Origin of the sequence: Rhodococcus sp. ACPA4 (genome assembly GCF_002300185.1) — a bacterium.
Lineage (GTDB): Bacteria > Actinomycetota > Actinomycetes > Mycobacteriales > Mycobacteriaceae > Rhodococcus_F > Rhodococcus_F globerula.
On the sequence record NZ_NSDY01000002.1, the window covers coordinates 1,195,851 to 1,215,640 of the forward strand.

General features: G+C 62.9%; 16 protein-coding genes. 4 read left to right on the top strand and 12 right to left on the bottom strand.

Annotated elements, in window-relative coordinates:
- Positions 1-13: 13 nt before the first annotated feature.
- Together CJ178_RS28955 and CJ178_RS28960 are read right to left on the bottom strand one after the other, a co-directional pair.
- Complete coding sequence (locus CJ178_RS28955; RefSeq protein ID WP_045069520.1) at positions 14-844, bottom strand: SDR family NAD(P)-dependent oxidoreductase; 831 nt, start codon at positions 842-844, stop codon at positions 14-16.
- Positions 841-2,415, bottom strand: a complete 1,575-nt coding sequence (locus CJ178_RS28960; protein WP_095888544.1) for a flavin-containing monooxygenase — start codon at positions 2,413-2,415, stop codon at positions 841-843. Before CJ178_RS28960 ends, CJ178_RS28955 begins: the two co-directional genes overlap by 4 nt.
- 71 nt (positions 2,416-2,486) lie before the next feature.
- Here CJ178_RS28960 and CJ178_RS28965 point away from each other — a divergent pair, with 71 nt between their 5' ends.
- Positions 2,487-3,104: a TetR/AcrR family transcriptional regulator gene (locus CJ178_RS28965; RefSeq protein ID WP_033236702.1), complete on the top strand. Its 618-nt coding sequence runs from the start codon at positions 2,487-2,489 to the stop codon at positions 3,102-3,104.
- A 73-nt stretch (positions 3,105-3,177) separates the two neighbouring features.
- On the opposite strand, the gene CJ178_RS28970 is transcribed toward CJ178_RS28965, so the two are convergent.
- The 5 genes from CJ178_RS28970 to CJ178_RS28990 all read right to left on the bottom strand — a co-directional run bounded on the left by CJ178_RS28970 (position 3,178) and on the right by CJ178_RS28990 (position 13,514).
- Entirely contained in the window at positions 3,178-6,930 is a 3,753-nt protein-coding gene (locus CJ178_RS28970) for a multifunctional oxoglutarate decarboxylase/oxoglutarate dehydrogenase thiamine pyrophosphate-binding subunit/dihydrolipoyllysine-residue succinyltransferase subunit (protein ID WP_033236703.1), read from the bottom strand.
- Between the two features lie 169 nt (positions 6,931-7,099).
- Entirely contained in the window at positions 7,100-10,849 is a 3,750-nt protein-coding gene (locus CJ178_RS28975) for an ABC transporter ATP-binding protein (protein ID WP_095888545.1), read from the bottom strand.
- Positions 10,850-10,890: 41 nt separating this feature from the next.
- The gene (locus tag CJ178_RS28980; protein ID WP_095888546.1) at positions 10,891-11,664 is read right to left on the bottom strand and encodes an ABC transporter permease; all 774 of its coding nucleotides are present in this window, start codon (positions 11,662-11,664) and stop codon (positions 10,891-10,893) included.
- On the bottom strand, positions 11,661-12,701 hold the full coding sequence (locus CJ178_RS28985; protein ID WP_095888547.1) for an ABC transporter ATP-binding protein: 1,041 nt from the start codon (positions 12,699-12,701) through the stop codon (positions 11,661-11,663). Before CJ178_RS28985 ends, CJ178_RS28980 begins: the two co-directional genes overlap by 4 nt.
- Positions 12,702-12,755: 54 nt before the next feature.
- Complete coding sequence (locus CJ178_RS28990; RefSeq protein ID WP_045069533.1) at positions 12,756-13,514, bottom strand: hypothetical protein; 759 nt, start codon at positions 13,512-13,514, stop codon at positions 12,756-12,758.
- A 176-nt stretch (positions 13,515-13,690) separates the two neighbouring features.
- On the opposite strand from CJ178_RS28990, the gene CJ178_RS28995 reads away from it, so the two are divergent.
- Positions 13,691-14,059: a VOC family protein gene (locus tag CJ178_RS28995; RefSeq protein ID WP_095888734.1), complete on the top strand. Its 369-nt coding sequence runs from the start codon at positions 13,691-13,693 to the stop codon at positions 14,057-14,059.
- A gap of 19 nt (positions 14,060-14,078) precedes the next feature.
- Here CJ178_RS28995 and CJ178_RS29000 read toward each other — a convergent pair whose 3' ends face one another.
- Together CJ178_RS29000 and CJ178_RS29005 are read right to left on the bottom strand one after the other, a co-directional pair.
- Entirely contained in the window at positions 14,079-15,104 is a 1,026-nt protein-coding gene (locus CJ178_RS29000) for a glutathione S-transferase family protein (protein ID WP_033236708.1), read from the bottom strand.
- Between the two features lie 25 nt (positions 15,105-15,129).
- The gene (locus CJ178_RS29005) at positions 15,130-15,831 is read right to left on the bottom strand and encodes a GNAT family N-acetyltransferase (protein WP_095888548.1); all 702 of its coding nucleotides are present in this window, start codon (positions 15,829-15,831) and stop codon (positions 15,130-15,132) included.
- Positions 15,832-15,957: 126 nt separating this feature from the next.
- On the opposite strand from CJ178_RS29005, the gene CJ178_RS29010 reads away from it, so the two are divergent.
- Both CJ178_RS29010 and CJ178_RS29015 read left to right on the top strand, forming a co-directional pair.
- The gene (locus CJ178_RS29010) at positions 15,958-16,581 is read left to right on the top strand and encodes a PadR family transcriptional regulator (RefSeq protein ID WP_033236710.1); all 624 of its coding nucleotides are present in this window, start codon (positions 15,958-15,960) and stop codon (positions 16,579-16,581) included.
- 2 nt (positions 16,582-16,583) lie between these two features.
- Complete coding sequence (locus CJ178_RS29015) at positions 16,584-18,068, top strand: DHA2 family efflux MFS transporter permease subunit (RefSeq protein ID WP_033236711.1); 1,485 nt, start codon at positions 16,584-16,586, stop codon at positions 18,066-18,068.
- A 15-nt stretch (positions 18,069-18,083) separates the two neighbouring features.
- Here the strand turns inward: CJ178_RS29015 and CJ178_RS29020 are convergent, their stop codons facing one another.
- Genes CJ178_RS29020 through CJ178_RS33420 form a run of 3 tightly spaced genes read right to left on the bottom strand, consistent with a single transcriptional unit; the run spans position 18,084 to position 19,772 of the window.
- Positions 18,084-19,418, bottom strand: a complete 1,335-nt coding sequence (locus CJ178_RS29020; RefSeq protein WP_179300861.1) for an MFS transporter — start codon at positions 19,416-19,418, stop codon at positions 18,084-18,086.
- Positions 19,402-19,590: a hypothetical protein gene (locus tag CJ178_RS33415; protein ID WP_257013506.1), complete on the bottom strand. Its 189-nt coding sequence runs from the start codon at positions 19,588-19,590 to the stop codon at positions 19,402-19,404. Before CJ178_RS33415 ends, CJ178_RS29020 begins: the two co-directional genes overlap by 17 nt.
- Positions 19,587-19,772, bottom strand: coding sequence for a hypothetical protein (locus CJ178_RS33420; protein ID WP_230590383.1), 186 nt, complete (start codon positions 19,770-19,772; stop codon positions 19,587-19,589). The genes CJ178_RS33415 and CJ178_RS33420 overlap by 4 nt, the downstream gene beginning before the upstream one ends.
- Between the last annotated feature and the right edge of the window lie 18 nt (positions 19,773-19,790).

Sequence of the window (19,790 nt, forward strand, 5' to 3'; positions counted from 1 at the left end):
GAAAGTGGAAAGCTCAGTGGGACTTGGGCATCACGCGGCCGGCGATGGTGGCCACGACGCGTTGGTATCCCGAACCGACCAGGCGGACCCAGGCGTCGAGTGCGATGGCGTCCATGCCGATGAGGACGCGTGGCTTGCCCTTGCGAACCCCGTTCACGATGGTCTTGGCTGCATCCTCAGGAGTGGTGCGCGCCAACTTGCGATCGAAGAACTCGGAGAACGACGCGAGGTCCTCGCCCGGTCCGGCAGTGGCGTTGCGCGCGATGGCCGTCTTGATTCCGCCGGGGTGCACGCAGGTCACCTTCACCGGGCTCTTGGCGATCAGCATCTCCTGGCGCAGTGACTCGGTGAAGCCGCGAACTGCGAACTTTGCCGAATTGTATGCACTCTGACCGGGCATCGACAGCAAGCCGAACAGGCTCGAGATGTTGATGATGTGGCCGTCGCCGGATGCGATGACATGCGGCAGGAATGCTTTGGTGCCGTTGACAACTCCCCAGAAATCGACATCCATGACGCGTTCGAAGTCCTTGAATTCGGACTTCTCGAAAGTGCCGTGGTACGCGATACCCGCATTGTTGTAGATCTGGTTGATCTTGCCGAAGTGGGCGGCAACCGCGTCGGCGTACTCGAGAACCGCTTCGCGCTGGGTGACGTCGAGGTGGTCCGACTTCACCTGGGCACCAAGAGCTTCCACGAGGCGGGTGGTCTCGGTGAGGCCGACGGTGTCGACGTCGGAGATCGCCAACTTCGCACCCTGCCCGGCCAGGTTCAGTGCGAGTGCGCGGCCGATACCCGATCCCGCTCCGGTGATGACAACAACCTTGCCAACAAAATCACTCATTGTGCTACTGCTTTCTCGTCGTCGAGGTCGATCTGTGATGTGGTTCCGGTGCCGACTGCGCCGAGATCGGACGTGGCGACGCTACGGTACGCCGCGAGGTCGAAATGCTTGGTGGCATTGCGGAACTGGAAGGTGAAACCGGGCCACAGGGTGGTGTTGTTTCCGTGCTTGTCCATGTACCAGCTGGCGCAACCGCCGTTGTTCCAGACGCTCTTGGACATCGCTGCCTGCAGGTCCTTGTTGTACTTTTCCTGCTTTTCGCTGCGAACCTCGATGGTGCCGATGTCGTACTTGTCGATGGTGGCGATCGCGTCGACGAGGTAGTTGAGCTGCGATTCGATCATGAACACCATGGACGAGTGGCCGAGACCGGTGTTGGGGCCGACGAGGAAGAACATGTTGGGGAAGTTGGCAACGGCTGCGCCCTTGTATCCCTGCATGCCGGTGTCCTCGAAGACCTCGGCGAGCGAGCGTCCGTCCTTGCCGAAGATTCCCGCAAAGGTGGGGGAGTCGGTGACGTGGAAACCGGTGGCCACGACGATGGCGTCGATCTCACGCGTGGTTCCCGTCTTCGACACGATGCCGGTGGCGGTAACTTCCTCGATTCCTTCTGTCACCAGGTCGACGTTGTCCTGGGCAAGGGTGGGGAAGTAGTTGTTGGAGATCAGCATGCGCTTGCAGCCGATCTGGAAGTTGGGGGTGACCTTCTTGCGAAGGGCCTTGTCCTTGATCTGGGCCTTGAGATGACGCTCGGCGGCAAACTGCAGGGGCTTCATGAAGATCGGCGCCTTTGCCAGGCCGACAACCTGGGTCTCGCGCATCCAGTAGATGCCGGTGCGGCACAGCTTCTGGAAACCGGGGAGGTACTTGAACGCGAGGTGCTCGATCTTGGTGTACTCGCGATCTGCGCGGGGCAGAATCCACGGCGCGGTGCGCTGGTACACGTCGAGCTGTGACACCTTCTTGCCGATGGCCGGGACGATCTGGATGGCCGACGCTCCGGTGCCGATAACGGCGACGCGCTTGCCGGTCAGGTCGGCGTCGTGGTTCCAGCGTGAGGAGTGGAAGATCTCGCCCTTGAAGCCGTCGATGCCCTTGATGTCGGGGAGGGCGGGCTCGCACAGAGCGCCTACAGCCGACACGACGATCTTGGCGACAAACTCGCCCTTGGTGGTGGAGACCTTCCAGTGTGCGCGATCGTTGTCCCAGTGCGCGGAGAGAACGTCGCAGCCGAAGATGTGCTTGTCCAGTACCTTGTGACGGTTTGCGACGGACTGGATGTACTTGTAGATCTCGGGCTGAGTGGAGAAGGAACGCGTCCACTCGGGGTTGAGTGCAAACGAGTACGAGTACAAATGCGACGGCACGTCGCACGCAGCGCCCGGGTAGCTGTTGTCACGCCAGGTTCCGCCGACGTCGTTGCCTCGCTCGACAACTACGTAGTCGGTGATCCCGGCCTGCGCCAGTTTGATGGCAGCGCCGAGACCGGCAAAACCGCTGCCGATGATCAGCGTGTTCACGTAGCGCGTATCCGCGGCAGATGCTGAAGTATCTGTAACTGGGAGACTCATGTATGGAACGATATGCCGTTGTTGACGAACGGTCAATAGCTTATTGACGTTTATTCAGTAGTCTGTCGATTATGGACGGAGCCAAGCGCACGCGACTGAGTCCGGACGAACGCCGAGCGCAACTGATCGACCTCGGCGCTCGCATGCTCGCCGAACGGCCACTCGAACAGATATCGGTCGAAGACATTGCCGATCAAGCCGGTGTCTCCCGAGGCTTGCTGTTCCACTACTTCGCGTCCAAAAGCGAGTTCCACCTAGCGATAGTCCGGCACACCAGCCAACAGATGCTCGCCCGAACCGAGCCAATCGAAACCGATGATCCGATCGCGACATTACGGTCGGTTCTGGCATCGTACGTCGATTACGTCACTGAAAATCGCACTACGTATGTCTCGTTGTTGCGGGGAACCGCCAGCGGAGATCCGCACATGCGAGAAGTGTTCGAACAGACCCGCGACGTCATGGCGGCGCGAACTCTCGATCAGCTACCCACCATCGGGTTGCCGAGAACACCGCAGGTCGAGCTGGCAGTACGAGGCTGGATCGCGTTTGTCGAGGAAGCAACCATCAGCTGGCTCCGATCCCCGGCAATCAGCCGCGAAGAACTCATCGAGCTCACGGTGAACGCTCTGCCCGCTCTTGCGTCCGCTGCCGCAGGGCTGACCGTCACGCCGGAACTGCTGCGATAGCACCGGCGAACAGAGAAAAGGCCGGGCCTCACACTCCGTACGGAATGTGAGGCCCGGCCCCTACTTCAAGAAATCAGTTGGTCGGCAGGAATGCCTCGTCGAGGATTTCCTGCTGCTCGACGGCGTGAACCTTGCTCGAACCCGAGGAAGGTGCAGACATCGAACGACGCGAGATGCGACGGATACCGCTCAACGTGCCGGGCAGGAGTTCCGGCAGAGCCAGGCCGAGGAACGGCCATGCGCCCTGGTTGGCCGGCTCTTCCTGAACCCAGCGGTACTCGGTTGCATTCGGGTACCGGTCCAAGGTTTCCTGCAGGCGACGCTTCGGCACCGGGTACAGCTGCTCGACGCGCACGATGGCGACGTCGTTGCGGTTGTCCTTGTGCTTCTTCGCCAGGAGCTCCCAGTACAGCTTGCCGCTGACCAGCAGAACGCGCTTGACCTGATCGCGCGACTCTTCGCCGCTCTCGATGTTCGGCTCTTCGAAGACAGACCGGAACTTGCCGGTGGTGAAGTCTTCGACGTTGCTGACCGCAGCCTTGTTACGCAGCATCGACTTGGGCGTGAAGACCACCAGCGGGCGGCGGATGCCGTCGAGGTGATGGCGACGCAGCAAGTGGAAGTAGCTTGCCGGGGTGGACGGAACGGCAACCGTCATCGAACCCTCGGCGCACAGCTGGAGGAAACGCTCGATGCGGCCGGACGTGTGGTCGGGGCCCTGTCCTTCGTGGCCGTGCGGCAGAAGCAGCACGACGTCGGAGAGCTGACCCCACTTGGCTTCACCCGAGCTGATGAACTCGTCGATGATGGTCTGCGCGCCGTTGACGAAGTCACCGAACTGCGCTTCCCACAGCACAAGAGCGTCCGGGTTGCCCACGGAGTAGCCGTATTCGAAGCCCAGACCCGCGTACTCGGTGAGTGCGGAGTCGTAGACCATGAACTTGCCACCGTTGCCGGCGTTGGCAGCGATCTCGGCGATCGGGCTGTACTCGTTGCCGGTCTTCCGGTCGATCAGCACAGAGTGACGCTGCGTGAACGTTCCACGCTTGGAGTCCTGACCCGCAAGGCGAATCAGTGCACCCTGCTCGGCCAGTGAACCGAACGCGAGCAACTCGGCGAACGCCCAGTCGACGTGACCCTCGCGGGCCATTTCGCGTCGCTTCTCCGCGACAGGCTTGACACGCGGGTGGGTGGTGAAGCCCTCCGGAACGTTGACAAACGCGTCGCCGATGCGCTCGAGAACGTCGGGAGCAACAGCCGTCGTGAGGCGAGCCGGGGGAGTCTGGTCGAGTTCGACGGACTCCGACGGTTCGGGCTGGAACTTCTCGAGCTCACGGACCTCGTTGAAGACCCGTTCGAGCTGGCCCTGGTAGTCGCGAAGTGCGTCTTCGGCTTCCTTGAGCGAGATGTCACCGCGACCGATGAGGGACTCGGTGTAGCTCTTACGAACGCTGCGCTTGGTGTCGATGACGTCGTACATCGCCGGCTGGGTCATCGACGGGTCGTCGCCCTCGTTGTGACCGCGGCGGCGGTAGCAGATGAGGTCGATGACAACGTCCTTGCCGAACTTCTCACGGAAGTCGACAGCCAGCTGAGCAACCCAGACACATGCCTCGGGGTCGTCGCCGTTGACGTGGAATACCGGTGCGGCGATCATCTTCGCGACGTCCGTGCAGTACTCGGACGAGCGTGAGTGCTCCGGTGCGGTGGTGAAACCGACCTGGTTGTTCACGACGATGTGCACGGTGCCGCCGGTGCGGTATCCGCGCAGCAGCGAGAGGTTCAACGTTTCCGCGACAACACCCTGACCGGCAAATGCCGCGTCACCGTGAAGCATGAGCGGGAGAACGGTGAAGCCCTCTTCGCCCTTGTCGAGGATGTCCTGCTTGGCGCGAACCAGGCCTTCGAGAACCGGGTCGACGGCCTCGAGGTGCGACGGGTTGGCCGTCAGGGACACGGCGATGTCGTTGTCACCGAACATCTGGATGTAGGTGCCCGAAGCGCCGAGGTGGTACTTCACGTCGCCGGAGCCGTGAGCGGCGGCCGGGTTCATGTTGCCCTCGAACTCGGTGAAGATCTTCGAGTACGGCTTGCCGACGATGTTGGCCAGCACGTTGAGGCGACCGCGGTGCGGCATGCCGATGACAACCTCGTCGAGCTGATGCTCGGCAGCCTGGTCGATGACGGCGTCCATCATCGGAATGACGGTCTCGGCACCCTCGAGCGAGAAGCGCTTCTGGCCGACGTACTTGGTCTGCAGGAAGGTCTCGAAAGCCTCGGCAGCGTTGAGCTTGCTCAGGATGTACTTCTGCTGAGCAACCGTCGGCTTGGCGTGATGCCCTTCGACGCGATCCTGGATCCACTGACGCTGATCCGTCTCGAGGATGTGCGTGTACTCGACGCCGACGTGGCGGCAGTACGCGTCGCGAAGCACGCTGAGCACGTCGCGCAGCTTCATCTTCTCTTTGCCGTGGAAGCCGCCGACCTTGAACTCGCGGTCCAGATCCCACAGCGTCAAGCCGTGGCTGATGACGTCGAGGTCGGGGTGGCTGTGGAACTTGTCCTTGACGAACTGCAAGGGGTCCGTATCGGCCATGAGGTGGCCGCGGTCACGGTAGGCCGCGATCAGTTCGAGAACGCGGGTGTTCTTGTCGACCGCGCCTTCCGGCACGTCCTTGCGCCAGCGAACCGGCTCGTACGGGTTGCCGAGTGCGTGGAAGATCTCGTCGTAGAACTCGTCGCTGATCAGCAGGTTGTGGATCGTGCGAAGGAAATCGCCCGATTCGGCACCCTGGATGATGCGGTGGTCGTACGTCGACGTGAGCGTCATCAGCTTGCCGACGCCCATCTCGGCCAGCTTCTCGTCGCTTGCGCCCTGGAACTCGGCGGGGTACTCCATCGCGCCGGCACCGATGATGGCACCCTGGCCCTTCATCAGGCGGGGGACGGAGTGAACCGTGCCGATGCCGCCCGGGTTGGTCAGCGAGATGGTCACGCCGGTGAAGTCTTCGCCGGTGAGCTTGCCTTCACGGGCGCGGCGGACGATGTCTTCGTACGCGGCGTGGAACTGGACGAAGTTCATCGCCTCGGTGTTCCGGATAGCGGCGACGACCAGTGAGCGGTTGCCGTCCTTACCGGGAAGATCGATCGCCAGTCCGAGATTGGTGTGCTCGGGGGTGACCGCATGCGGCTTGCCGTTGATCTCGGCGAAGTGGCGGTTCATGTTGGGGAACGCGTTGACGGCCTGGATGATCGCGTAGCCCAGCAGGTGGGTGAACGAGATCTTGCCGCCGCGAGTGCGCGCGAGGTGGTTGTTGATGACGATGCGGTTGTCGAACATCAGCTTCGCGGGGATCGCGCGAACGCTGGTAGCGGTCGGGATCTCGAGCGAGGCCGACATGTTCTTGACTACTGCGGCTGCCGCGCCGCGAAGAACCTTCGTCTCTTCCGCGCCGCCGGCCGGAGCCGGCTTCGCGGGAGCGGCCTTGGCGGCCGGGGCGGGCTTGGCCGCAGGCGCTGCGGCGGGCTTGGCCGCGGGCGCTGCGGCGGGCTTGGCCGCGGGCGCAGCGGCCTTCGGTGGAGCCGGGGGTGCGGGCGGAGCGGCCTTAGGAGCAGCAGGCGGAGTGCGCACAGCGGCGGGGGCGGCTGCGTTGCCGTTCGTGGCAGTTCCGTTTCCACCCCCCGTGTTCGCCGACTCCGGCGAGTAATCGGTCAAGAATTCGTGCCAACTCGGATCCACGGACGACGGATCGTCCTGGAAGCGTTGGTACATCTCGTCAACCAGCCACTGGTTCTGTCCGAATTGGGATGTAGAACTGCTGCTCACGGCAGGTGTTCGCCTCGTTTCTATTTCGGTACCCGATCAGAGCGCCTATATACATGAGATTAGCCCGAGCGTGTGACCAGCAATTGTGCGGCACACAATTTGTGATCTGTCTCACGGCGGCGCGTAATCTTTCGACTTCGCGACGCCACTCGGCGGTACAAATCTGTCACTACTGCCGTGCGACGGGGTTACCTTCGACGACAGTTCTCGCTGACAGATTATTCCCTTCGCGCGCCCGAGATGCATCCCAGAGTCTCGAGTAGTGACCATTGGCATACCGCAGGAGCGCGTGCGGGCCGTATTCAACGATACGTCCCCGGTCAACTACGACAATCAGGTCGGCACGTGCGGCCGTCGCGAGGCGGTGTGCAACAACGATCGAGGTCCTTTTCCGGGTGACCGACCGACTTGCTTCGAGGACCATTTTCTCGGTCGCGGGATCAAGCGTCGCGGTCGCTTCGTCGAGCAGCAGGAGGTCCGGGTCGACCAACTCGGCGCGCGCGAGTGCGATGAGCTGTCGCTGTCCGGCCGACAGTCCCTGTCCGCGTTCCCCGACCGGATGATTCATGCCGCCGCGCATGTCGGCGATCGCGCGCAGTGCACCGACGGCGCGTGCGGCCTGCTCGATATCGACATTCGACGCGTCAGGTCTACCGAAGGCGATGTTCTCCGCGACGCTGCCGGTGAACAGATGCGCTTCCTGCGGTACGACGCCCAACCTGTGGCGGTACTGCGATAGGTGAAAATCACGGATGTCGGTGTCGTCGACCTGCACTGATCCGCTGGTCGGATCGTAGAATCTGGCCAGTAGTTTGACCACCGTCGACTTCCCGGCGCCCGTCCGTCCGACCAGCGCCACGGTTGTTCCGGCCGGGATGTGTAGGTCGATATCGGTGAGGGCGTCGACCTCGGCGCCGGAATATCGAAAGCCGACATCCCGCAGATGAACGTCGCCGTCCAGGTGTCCGTCGAGGGAGATCAGGTCCGCGGAGTCGGCTGTTTCGATGGAACTGGGCGTCCGGAGAAGATCCCCGATCCGCTTGAGTCCCACGTTTGCCTGTTGGTAACCGTCGAACACCTGTGAGAGTTGCTGAATCGGTCCGAACAACAAGCCGAGGTACAGAACAAAGGCGATCAGAACACCCGCGGACGTCGAGCCGTCGGACACCTGACGGGCTCCGACGAAGACCACACCCGCAAGTGCGAGATCGGAAAGAAACGCGATGAACGGGAAGTACAGCGAAATTGCCCGCTGTGAACGCATCCGTGACCGGCGGTAGCTTTCGGCGCGCTCTGCAAATCGGCGTGCGGCGCCCTCTTCCCGGCGGTAGGCCTGCGCTGCCCGCAACCCGGTGATGTTCTCCTGGAAATCCGCGTTGACCATGGAGATCCGCTCGCGGGACTGGCTGTACGCCACTGCGGAGAACTTTCGGAAGATCAAGGTCGAGATGATGAGCGGCGGAATGACGGCGAGCGCCACCAACGCCAGGGTCACATCGGTGACGAGGAGGGCGATCGCAATGCCCCCTATCGTCAGGACACTCACGATTGCGGTCGACATTCCGGTCTGGATGAACGACGACAGTGCGTCGACGTCCGTGGTCATCCGGGTCATGATCCGCCCGGACAGTTCGCGCTCGTAGTAGTCGAGACCAAGCCTCTGCAGGTGTGCGTAGCTGCGGATACGTAGCCCGAACAGGACCCGCTCGCCCGCTCGGGCGGTGAGGACCGTCATCACAGCGACTATCGCCCAGCCCGCCACCACCAGCAGCGCGCCCAGTATCGCCGCGACGGTGAGAGTCCCTGAGTTCTTGTCGACAACCCCGTGGTCAATGGCGTACCGAACCAGTGACGGGAAGGCAATCGTCGCAGCGGAATCAAGAGTCAGGCACACGACGACTGCCGCCAGAATCCAGCGAACTGGACGGAGTATCCGTAGAAGTGAGAACTGCGGATCGGACTCGCGAAGTTGTGCGGTGTCGGTGGTCGGAGCCTCGCGCAGCGGTGGCAACGCGTCGAGCGCAGCCTCCAACGACGGCGTGATGGCCAGAGCACCGGCCGCACCTGCCGAATCGGCAGGCGATACCGCAGGCCACAGTTGCTCGGCAGTGGGTTCGGAGTGGTCTGGATCGAATGGTTCGATGTCGGTAAGTGCAGGGTCGATGGCTGCCGGCTCATCGCTCGAGGTGGCGAAAAGGGCCCGAAACAGTGGGCACCGCGCTTCCAACTCGTCGACCGTGCCGGAGTCGATGATCCGCCCCTGGTCGAGGACGGCAATTCGATCAGCCAGGGTCAGGGTCGATCGGCGGTGCGCAAGGATGAGAGTTGTCTGCCTCCGCCTGGCCCGGAACGCGTCGAAGATCGCCGCTTCGGTGGCAGCATCGACGGCCGAGGTGGCGTCGTCGAGGATGAGGATTCGAGGGTTTACGAGTAGGGCGCGCGCGAGCGCGATGCGCTGACGTTGCCCGCCTGAGAGCGTCAGACCGCGTTCACCGACAACGGTGTCGTAACCGTCCGGAAGCGCCTCGATGAACTCGTCGGCGTGGGCCATTGCGGCCGCTGCGCGGATGTCGTCGGCGGACGCGTCCGCGCGGCCTAGGGCGATGTTGGCGGCGACGGTGTCGGAGAACAGGAACGGCTCGTCGAAGGCCAGGCCGATTGCAGCGCGGAGTTGCTCGCTGCGAAGTTCGCTGATCGGCAGCGACGCGTCGGCGCTGTCGAGACTGATGGTCCCGGACTCGGGCGCGTAGAAGCGGGGGAGCAGCAGCGACAGTGCTGTTTTTCCCGAACCGGCTGGTCCGACGACGGCGACGGTCTCGCCTGGTTTGATCTGCAGGTCGAGACCGGACAAGACACGGCGGTCGGAATCGAAGCCGAAAGTGACGTCGTCGAACGTGACCCCGAGCGGTCCGTCGGGGAGATCGAGCGGATGGTCGGGTTCGGCGATGTCGGGCCCCGCGCCGATTACGTCGTAGACGCGTTCGACGGCGGCGCGGGCGAGTTGTGCCATCACCACGACGGAGGACAGCGTGCGCGTGACCGCGGTCATCGTCACGATGTAGGTCGCGAACGCGAGGAAAGTACCGATGGTGATCTGGCCGTGGAGTGCAAGATAACCACCGACAGCGATCACTGCCACCTGTCCCAGTTGGGGTAGTGCGGCCATCGTCGGCGTGAAACGGGAGTTGATCCGGGCCACGCGCATCCGTTCGCCGTAGAGCGTTCGGCCGTGTTTCTCGAGTTGATCGATTGCTCGTTCTTCTTGCCCGAATCCCTTCACCACCCGAACCCCGGTGACGGTTTCCTCGACGTGCTGGGCGAGGTCGGCGGCGCGCTGCTGCGCCGACCAGGTGGCGGCGTACAGGGTCGGTCGCATCAGGAAGACCACAAGCCCGACAGCGGGGATGATCGCCAGCGCGATGAGGGTGAGCAGGGGCGAGAGCCACGTCATGATGCCGATGGCCAGCACAAATTGCAGCAGGGCGCCGGCGGACATCGGGACCATCGCGAGCAGACCCTGCACGAGTTGCAGATCGGAGATCGAGCGCGAGACGACCTGCCCGGTGCGGATGTCGTCCTGCCCGCGGCCGTCGAGTCGCTGCAAGGAACCGAGCAACGCGAGTCGCAAGTCGTGCTGGACGTCGAGTGAGAGACGACCGGCCAGCATTCGTCGGCCGTACTGGCAGGCGAAGCGCACGATCGCCAAGCCGGCGATGGCAAGTGCGGTGAGTGTGATGACGGTGCCGGCGTTCTGCTCACCGGCCGCATCGAGGGCATAGCGGGTGAGCAGTGGGAAGGAAATGTCGATGGTTGCGGCGACCACCGTCACGGTGAGCGCGCCGATTGCCAGCCGGCGGTGCAGCCAGCAGGCATGGACCAGTCGGCGTATCCACCCCGGGTTGTCAGCGATCGTGTTCATCTCGATCCACGGTAGACCCGGGGGCAGACACGCTTGATCACTCAGGTGATGTCGCGCATCCTGGTGCGCAGCCAGCCGCCCCCGACGAGTGCGACGACCCATGCGGCGAGGATCATCGCTGCACCCGGCCAGGAACTCAACACGTCGATGTCGATCGAAGGCGCGGCATTGACCAGCACTCCGAGGGTGGCCGACACCGGCAGTGCCTTGCCGATACCGTCGGCACCGACGGCAAAGGCCAAGGCTCGCAGAATCCATTCACCGAAGACGAACCAGCCGACCACGGACAGCATGCCGACCACTTGTGAGCCGGCGAGCAGTGTGACGCCTGCACCGATCAGTGCCCACAGCGCGCAGGCGACTATTCCGACGCCGCAGATCGCAAACAGATCCGCGGTGAAGCTGAAGTCGCGAGTGAACAGGATCATCGCGCCGACGGCAACGACCTGCACTACCAGTGCGTATCCGACCGCGAATGCGGCAACAACACCCAATTTGGCGGCCAACACCGCGTCGCGTCCGCGGGCGGTGACGAACGTCGTGGTGAATGTGGCGTAGGTGAATTCGTTGCCCGCGGCGGTTGCACCGAACAACGCCGCAAAGACGAGGGCGATGGTGGTGGGTCCGCCAACCGCGATGGCAGTGGACACGAGATTCACGTCGAACGCGGTGTCGGCTCGCTCGGCAATGGCCTCGACAATCGGACGAGTGAACGACGCGGCCGCGAGCGCAACAACGACTGGTGCCACAGCGAGTGCCCACCAATAGCGCAGCGAGAGGACCTTCTTGATTTCTGCTTGTGCGAGCGTCGTCACCGGTGGCCTCCCGACGGTCCGTAGGCGGTGGGACCGTAATAGCCCGACGGTGGACTGTAGTGACCGGATGGCGGGCCGTAATGGCTGGATGGCGAACCGTGTCCGGGATGGCCGGTGGCATAGTGCGGTGTGGTCATGGCCACGAACAGTTGCTCGAGATCTGCGTGATCAGCGACGACACTGAAGATCGTGACGCCGGAGGCTGCCGCAACCGGAGCAAGTACGTCGCTGTCGGTGCCGCTGACGGCGAGTCGGCCGTCCGGTGCGATCGTGGCCGCCGTGATCCCGCGGGCGGCCAGCGCCGTCGCGAACAGCGCGGGGTTGGAGCACGAGACCATCAGTCGACTCCGATGTGATGCGCGGAGGGCCTCGACACTGCCGTCGTAGACCAGAGAACCGGCGCTCAGAAGCACCAGGTTGTCCACGACGGGTTCCACCTCGCGTAGCGCCTGGCCCGTGATCAGCACGGTTCGCCCGGACTCGGCAAACGTCGTCAAGAACTGCTGTAACCAGGCCGTGCCTTCGGGGTCGAGTCCGTGGGTGGGTTGGTCGAGCACCAGGATTTCCGGGTCCCCGAGCAGCGCGGTGGCAAGTGCGAGCCGTTGCTGCATTCCCAATGAGAAAAGTCCGGTTCTCCGGTCGGACGCCGAACTGAGTCCGACTGCCGCGAGAACCTGTGTCGCTCGCTGGGCGGGCAGGCCGATCGCGGCAGCGTAGATGTCGAGGTGAGCGCGCGCCGTCCGCGCTGGATGGAGGCCACGTGTGTCGAGGACGGCACCCACAGTCCGGGCGGGCGATGCCAATTTCGAGATGGGGAGACCGTTGATCGTCGCGGATCCATCGCTGGGCGTCACTAAACCGAGCAGCATGCGCAGAGTCGTGGTTTTTCCGGCGCCTGAGGGGCCGAGCAAGCCGGTGATCGAGCCGGCGTGGACGTCGAAGCTCAGGTCGTTGACCGCCCGTGCCGCTTTGAACGTCTTGGTCAAACCGCGAACTTCGATGGGCGCGGAGACCCGCCCCGGTGCACTACTGGTCAAAGATGCTCCCGCGTCGACGGACGTTGTGTTGTGTCGAGCCTACGTTCTCGGCTGTTATCCGCGGAGTACCCGAGTGGTGGTGGCGGGATCGGGCGCGAAGTCGTCCTCGGGGAGTATGACGAGGTGATCGGTCCAGCGCACCGGGGCTGGGCCAAAGGCGTCGCGGGCATTCTTGACGACGCCCTTACCGATGACGCGGTTACCGGCGCCACCGATGACCGCTCCGATCCCGGCGGGCACCAGCTTGCCGAGTATGAGTGCGCTGCGCTTTGCGGCGTACTTCATCACGAACTTGCGGACCAGCGTGCTGTTCATTCCGCGCATCGTGGAACTCGGGATTTTGCTGGTGATCGCGGTGCCCCAGTTCTTGGCGGTTACCCCGGTGACCTTCTGGACGATTTCCATGCCGGATTCGCCGAGGGCGACAGCGAGGACGAGGGCGCGTCGTTGTTGGTGGTTCTCGATGGAGATTCCGTGGACCGACGCGACTGCCAGCGTGAGAAGTGCCGATGCTTCGAGGAAGAATGCCGACTCCGCGCCAACCGCGGCGATCGATGCCACAGTTCCGACGCCGGGGATTGCGGCTGTGGCGCCGACCGCGCTGCCGCTTCCTGTGACGGCCAGGAGAAACATCTTCTCGAGTCGATCGATGATCTGGGCCGGAGACTCGTCCGGATGCGAGTGCCTGACGTGCTCCACGTACTTGGCGACGGCCGGCGCCTGGAGGCGGCTGCCGTTGTCGAGTACCGAGATGAGGATTTTCTCGACCCGCCCGGCGTCGTTGCTGCTTGCGTTGTCGATCGACTTGGCCATCGCTCTGCCCCTCCACAGGTGTCCACTCTGCAATCGGTGAACTTCGCTGTCGAGGATAGGTGAAGTTTTACAGCGGAGCAGGTGGCCTGCGCCATAGGCTTGTGCTGTGTAGTACGAGAGGGAAGGGGACTGCTGTGGGAACCGATGCTGTGGGAACCGATGCTGTGGGAACCGTAGTGTGGCCGACGCTGGTGTATGCCGATGCCCGAGCGGCTGTCGATTTTCTGGTGAAGGCCTTCGGCTTTGTGGAGAAAGCGCTGTACGCCGACGGTGACGTCGTTGCGCATGCTCAGCTCGACTGGCCCGGTGGCGGTGGGATCATGCTGGGTTCGCCCCGTGCCGATTCGTCGATTGCCGGTCTACCGCCGGGAGTAGGTTCTGTGTACATCGTTGTCGACGATGCCGACGGCCTCCATGATCAGGCTGTTGCCGCCGGTGCCGTGATCACGCAGGGTCTTCGCGACGAAGATTACGGTTCGCGGGGTTTCACCTGTCGTGATCCTGAGGGCGTGTTCTGGAGTTTCGGAACGTACGGCGGGGAGTAGTTCTTTACCCGATCTCGGGTTACCGTGTCGCCCAATGTTCTTGCGGCACTACCTCGCTCGGGATCGGGGGATGTGGCGGTGTGCCGTCTCCGAACGGCCGGCCGCCGAGCTGTTCGCGGCCATGTGGTTCGAGCCAGTGCGTCAGTTCGGGTCCCTTGGGAACGATCTGGCTGGGATTGACGTCGGAATGAACGATGTAATAGTGCTGCTTGATCTGGGTGAAGTCGATGGTGTCGCCGAACCCGGGGGTCTGGAAGAGGTCACGGGCATAGTCCCACAGCACCGGCATCTCGGTGAGTTTGCTTCTGTTGCACTTGAAGTGGCCGTGGTAGACGGGATCGAATCGGGCTAGCGTCGTGAACAGTCGGACGTCCGCTTCGGTAATGGTGTCGCCGACCAGGAAACGTTGCCGTGCAAGGCGTTCCGTCAGCCAGTCCAGTCGCGCGAACAGTTGGTCGTATGCCTTGTCGTAGGCTTCCTGGGATCCGGCAAAGCCGCAGCGATAGACACCGTTGTTGACGTCGCGGAACACTTGTTCTGCAACATCGTCGATTTCGGTGCGGAGAGCCTCCGGATACAGATCCGGTGCCCCTTCTCGGTGGTACTTCTTCCACTCGGTGGACAGATCCAGTGTGATCTGCGGGAAGTTGTTTGTGACGACCTTGCCGGTCGCGATCTCCACCATCGCCGGCACCGTGATGCCGCGCGAGTAATTGGGGTCGCGGGCAAAATATGCGTCCTGGAGTCGGGGGATTTTCAGAACCGGATCGACGCCGCCGGGGTCGAGATCAAAAGTCCAACTGCGTTTGTCGTGGACCGGTCCGCAGATTCCCATCGACAGAACGTCTTCCAGACCGAGGAGCCGGCGGACAATGATGGCGCGGTTCGCCCATGGGCAGGCGCGCGCGACAATTAATCGATAGCGATTCGGTTCGACGGGATATCCGTCGCGGCCGTCCTCGGTGATACGTGCGGCGATGTAGTTGGTGTCGCGAGTGAATTCGCGGCCTTCTTCGACAAATGTTGCAGAATTATCCGCGTTCATGGAGATTCCTCTCGATCGCGTGTCTCTACACAATACGTCGTTGGACCTGCGCCGTGGTGTGTATTCCCAGGACGGTGAAATCGAGTGCGCGTGCGATTGCAGCGCCGCCGAGATGTCCGCTCGGGATGCGGAGTTGCGGTATCAATCCGGCGTCGAGAGCGTCTTCGGCAGCGAGAAAGACTGTTCCGCAAGCCAAACCGCGCCGCCGGTGCGCGGGATCGGTGAGCACGGTGAGATCCGCGACGAATCCTTGGAATTCGCGGTAGGCCGCGCAGGCGAGGGGTTGGTGATCATCCCCGAGTGCTGTGAACCAGTGGTCCTTGGCGCTCAGGTCGGCAACTGTGGCGTCGTCGGGTGGGCAGGATCGGGCCACGCTCATTGCGTCGGATCGCTCGCGGCTGATCAGAAGTTGTTCTGCGGGTGTGTGATCCGTGTAGTCGGGAAGGAATGCGAGCTCGGTGTGCGATGTGAGTCGGCCGCCGTGATCCTTGGTGAGTTCGAGAAGTCGCGTTGGTTCCAGCAGTGATGCGGCGGCCTCGTTCGCGGTGCGCTGCGTAAACCATTGCGGTCCGACGACGGCTGCTGCCTCGGCGAGTTGCAGTACGTGGATCAGATCGTTGTGATCGTCGTCGACGCGAGCGGTATGCGCCGGACGCAATGCGGAGTCGCCCAAGCCCAGTTCTCGGGCCCACGCGAGTCGGATGATGTCGAGATGATGGTCGTCCACTCGCTACACGCTAGTCCGGTTCGGGTGGGTTGATCGAGATGGCCCGGCGTCGTATATTCCATGTGGACTATTTCAGGTGGAATAGTCAAGAAATAGTCAATGTTCTTGTCCGGAGAGGGGGATCTCATGGGTGATGTGTCATTGACGCCCTTGGGAATCACCGTTCTGGGCCTGCTGTCCGAGCGTTCGATGCACCCGTACGAGATGTATCAACTCGCCTCGGTCCGCCGGGGGGATCAGCTTGTGAAGATCAAGCCGGGCTCGCTCTATCACACGGTGTCGAGGCTGGAAAAGCAGGAACTGCTCACTTCGATCGGGACGGATCGTGAAGGCAATCGGCCGGAGCGGACGACGTACGAGATCACCGATCGAGGCCGGAGCGCCCTCGAGCACCAATTGCGTGAGATGTTGGCGGTTCCGGTCCGGGAGTATCCGCGCCTGCCTCTTGCGCTCGCAGAAATGCATAACCTGTCCGCCGCAACTGCGTGTCGGATGCTCCGGATACGTCTCGCGCATCTCGACGAGACGATTGCGAAATTCGAGGCCGACTACGAAGCGTTGAAGGCCGCGGAAAAGCCACGAATCTTCACGGTGGGCGCCGATTACGCCCACGCACTGACCGTCGCCGAACGAGAGTGGATCGGCGTGTTGGTGACAGACATCGAGAGCGGCGAAATGCCCTGGCTCTCACAAGAACTTCTCGACCGGCTGGCCGGCTCAGCAGGCTCGTCCGCACTATCTAAGGACTGAAGATGGAAAAGCAGGTCAATCCCTGGCACGCGCTGTGGGCGCTGTGTATCGGGTTCTTCATGATTCTCGTGGACAGCACGATCGTTGCGGTGGCCAATCCGGCGATCATGGAGGACCTCGGAACCGACATCAACAAGGTGGTCTGGGTAACGAGCGCCTACCTTCTGGCTTACGCTGTGCCGCTGCTGGTTACGGGTCGATTGGGTGATCGGTTCGGGCCCAAGAACCTGTACATGATCGGACTCGTCCTGTTCACCGCCGCTTCATTGTGGTGCGGTTTGTCCGGCAGCGTCGAACTTCTCATCGTTGCAAGGGCTTTCCAGGGCTTTGGTGCCGCGATGATGACGCCGCAGACGATGGCCGTCATCACCCGTACCTTTGCGCCGAACAAGCGCGGCGCGGCCATGGGTCTGTGGGGCGCCGTTGCCGGTGTTGCCACCCTGGTCGGACCGCTCGCCGGTGGCGTTCTGGTCGACAATCTCGGCTGGGAATGGATCTTCATCGTCAACGTCCCGGTTGGTGTGATTGCCTTCCTGCTGGCGTGGAAGCTGGTTCCGTCGCTGCCCACGAGCGAACACAAATTCGACATCCCCGGGGTGATTCTCAGTGCCGCGGGCATGTTCCTGCTGGTGTTCGGAATCCAGGAGGGAAGCTCGTACGACTGGAACGGATTTGTGTGGAGCCTGATCGGCGCGGGCGTGCTGCTGCTCGTCGTGTTCGTCTTCTACCAGTCACGCAACAAGAACGAACCACTGCTGCCGCTCGGACTCTTCAAGGATCGCAACTTCTCACTCGCCAACGTCGCCATCACGGCAATGGGCTTTGCCATCACGTCGATGGTGCTGCCGCTGATGTTCTACACCCAGGCGGTACGCGGACTCTCGCCGACACAATCGGCATTGCTGCTCGTTCCGATGGCCGTGCTGACGGGTATTTTTGCGCCGATCGTCGGCAAACTCGTCGACAAGACGCACCCTCGCTACATTGCCGGAACCGGCTTCGCGTTGTTTGCCATCGCACTGGGTTGGCTGGCGATGGTGATGACCCCCGATGTCGCGATTTGGGAGCTGTTGCTGCCGATCGGCCTCATCGGATTCGCGAATGCGTGCATCTGGTCGCCGCTGGCCGCCACAGCCACGCACAATCTTCCGCCCCTGCAAGCGGGTGCCGGAGCCGGTGTCTACAACACCACACGCCAGGTGGGTGCGGTTCTCGGTAGCGCCGCGATCGGCGCGTTGATCACCGCGCGGTTGGCTGCACAGGGCCTCACCGGCGGCAGCTCCGAAGCCGGCGTCGGACATCTGCCCGAGGTAGTCCGCGAACCGTTCAGCACCGCGATGTCGCAGTCCGTGTGGCTCCCGGCCGCGGTACTCCTCGTCGGATTCGTGGCGTCGGTGTGCTTCGAACGGCCGCAGCGCGGCGACGCCCATGACACGGCGATGGCTGTCAGCGCCGAAGCGAGTCGGGAAACATCACTGAAGGATTGAGAAAGTCGTCCCGGCTCAGATGGGGCGAGCGCAGGCGCACTGGGTTGCGGCCAAGGTGCATTCTCCTTGTGTAGCGTCGTGCGTTGCACCGGCGGTCGACGGGGCGGGCATTTCGGTGCTCGCCTCGCGAGGCCACAGCACCCATCCCGAGGCGGCTCCCACCGCGGCAAGGGCTGCGAGGATGCTCCAGGTGAGCGCGAATCCCGCGCTGGTGCCAACCCATCCGGCAATCGGATAGGTGAACAGCCAGGCGAGGTGCGACAGGGAGAATTGGGCTGCGAACACTTCCGGAATACCTGCGGGGTCTACCGACCGTCGAAGTACCTTTCCGGTCGGGGTGACGATCATGGCCATCCCGGCGCCGATGAGCGCCCACACCGCGGCGGTGAGAATCCACGTGAACACACCGGCAACGGCGAGGGACGCTGCCGCACTTGCGCTGAAGACCAGGACGACGGAACCTGCTGTCATCACGGTGCGTTCGGCGGTTCGGTCGAGGACGCGGGGAAGAGCCAGCGCGGTCAGCAACGTACCGCTACCCGATGCGGCCAGCATCCAGGCCACGTCGGATTGGGTTCCGCCGAGTTGGTCGCGGACGTAGTTGACGGTGTTGACCACGACGATCGAGCCCGCTGCTGCCACCACGAGATTGAGTGCCATGATGCCGCGCAGTCGCGGCGTGGTCACGAAGATCCGCACTCCCGACGCGATCCGGTCCCACGCGTTTCGGTGAGTGCTGGGACGGGCGTTGGGGATTCGGGTGGCCAGCACGAGCAGCGCGGAGACGGCAAAGCCCACGGAGGTGGCGACAAAGAGCAGGTTGAACGTCATGAAGGACAGCGCTACCGCTGCGAGAACCGGGCTGAGCAGGCTTTCCATCGTGTAGGCGACCTGCGATGCCGACAGTGCGCGGGTGAAATCGGCCTCGTCGGTCACGATGTCCGGGATGACCGCCTGGAATGTGGGTGTGAACGCTGCCGACGCAGCTTGGAGAACACCCACCAGCACGTAGATGTGCCAGATCTCGCTGACGAAGGGCAACGCGAGCACCACCGATGCGCGAATGACATCGAGTGCGACGAGGAAAGCCCGTCTCGGCAATCGGTCGACGTACGCCGCCGCGAGTGGGGCGATCAGGACGTACATGGACATCTTGATCGTCAACGCGGTGGCGAGCACCGCCCCTGCGGACGGTCCCGCCAAGTCATACGCGAGCAGGCCGAGTGCCACCGTCGCCAACCCAGTGCCGAACAGTGCGATGATCTGGGCGCTGAAGAGTAGGCGGTAGTCGCGAATCGCGAACAGACGCAGGCTGTTCCGTTCCGGTGCGGTTCTAGCGGTCCGGTTCATCTGGTTTCACTCCCGCGACAAGATTGAAAGCTCCGGTCAGGACGTTGAGGGCGACGATCCCGACTACATCGGCGATCTCGCGATCACCGTAGCCGTACGCTCGAAGGCCCGCGATGTGTTCGTCGGAAATCGAGGCAGGCTCCCGATAGACGCGAAGTCCGAGGTCGATCATTGGCTGAGTTTCGCTCGCTTCATTGCCCGGCTGAGTTGCAGATAGCCACCCAGTACGGCGGGCGAATGAGCCATCGCGGCGACCATGTCACCGACCTGTCCGTGACGGTTGACGAGTTCGGCGAGAAGGTCTTTCGATGCACCGACAGCGGTGGCCGGTGTGAGAGATGCAAGGCGCGACATAATGAGTCCTAAGTCGTT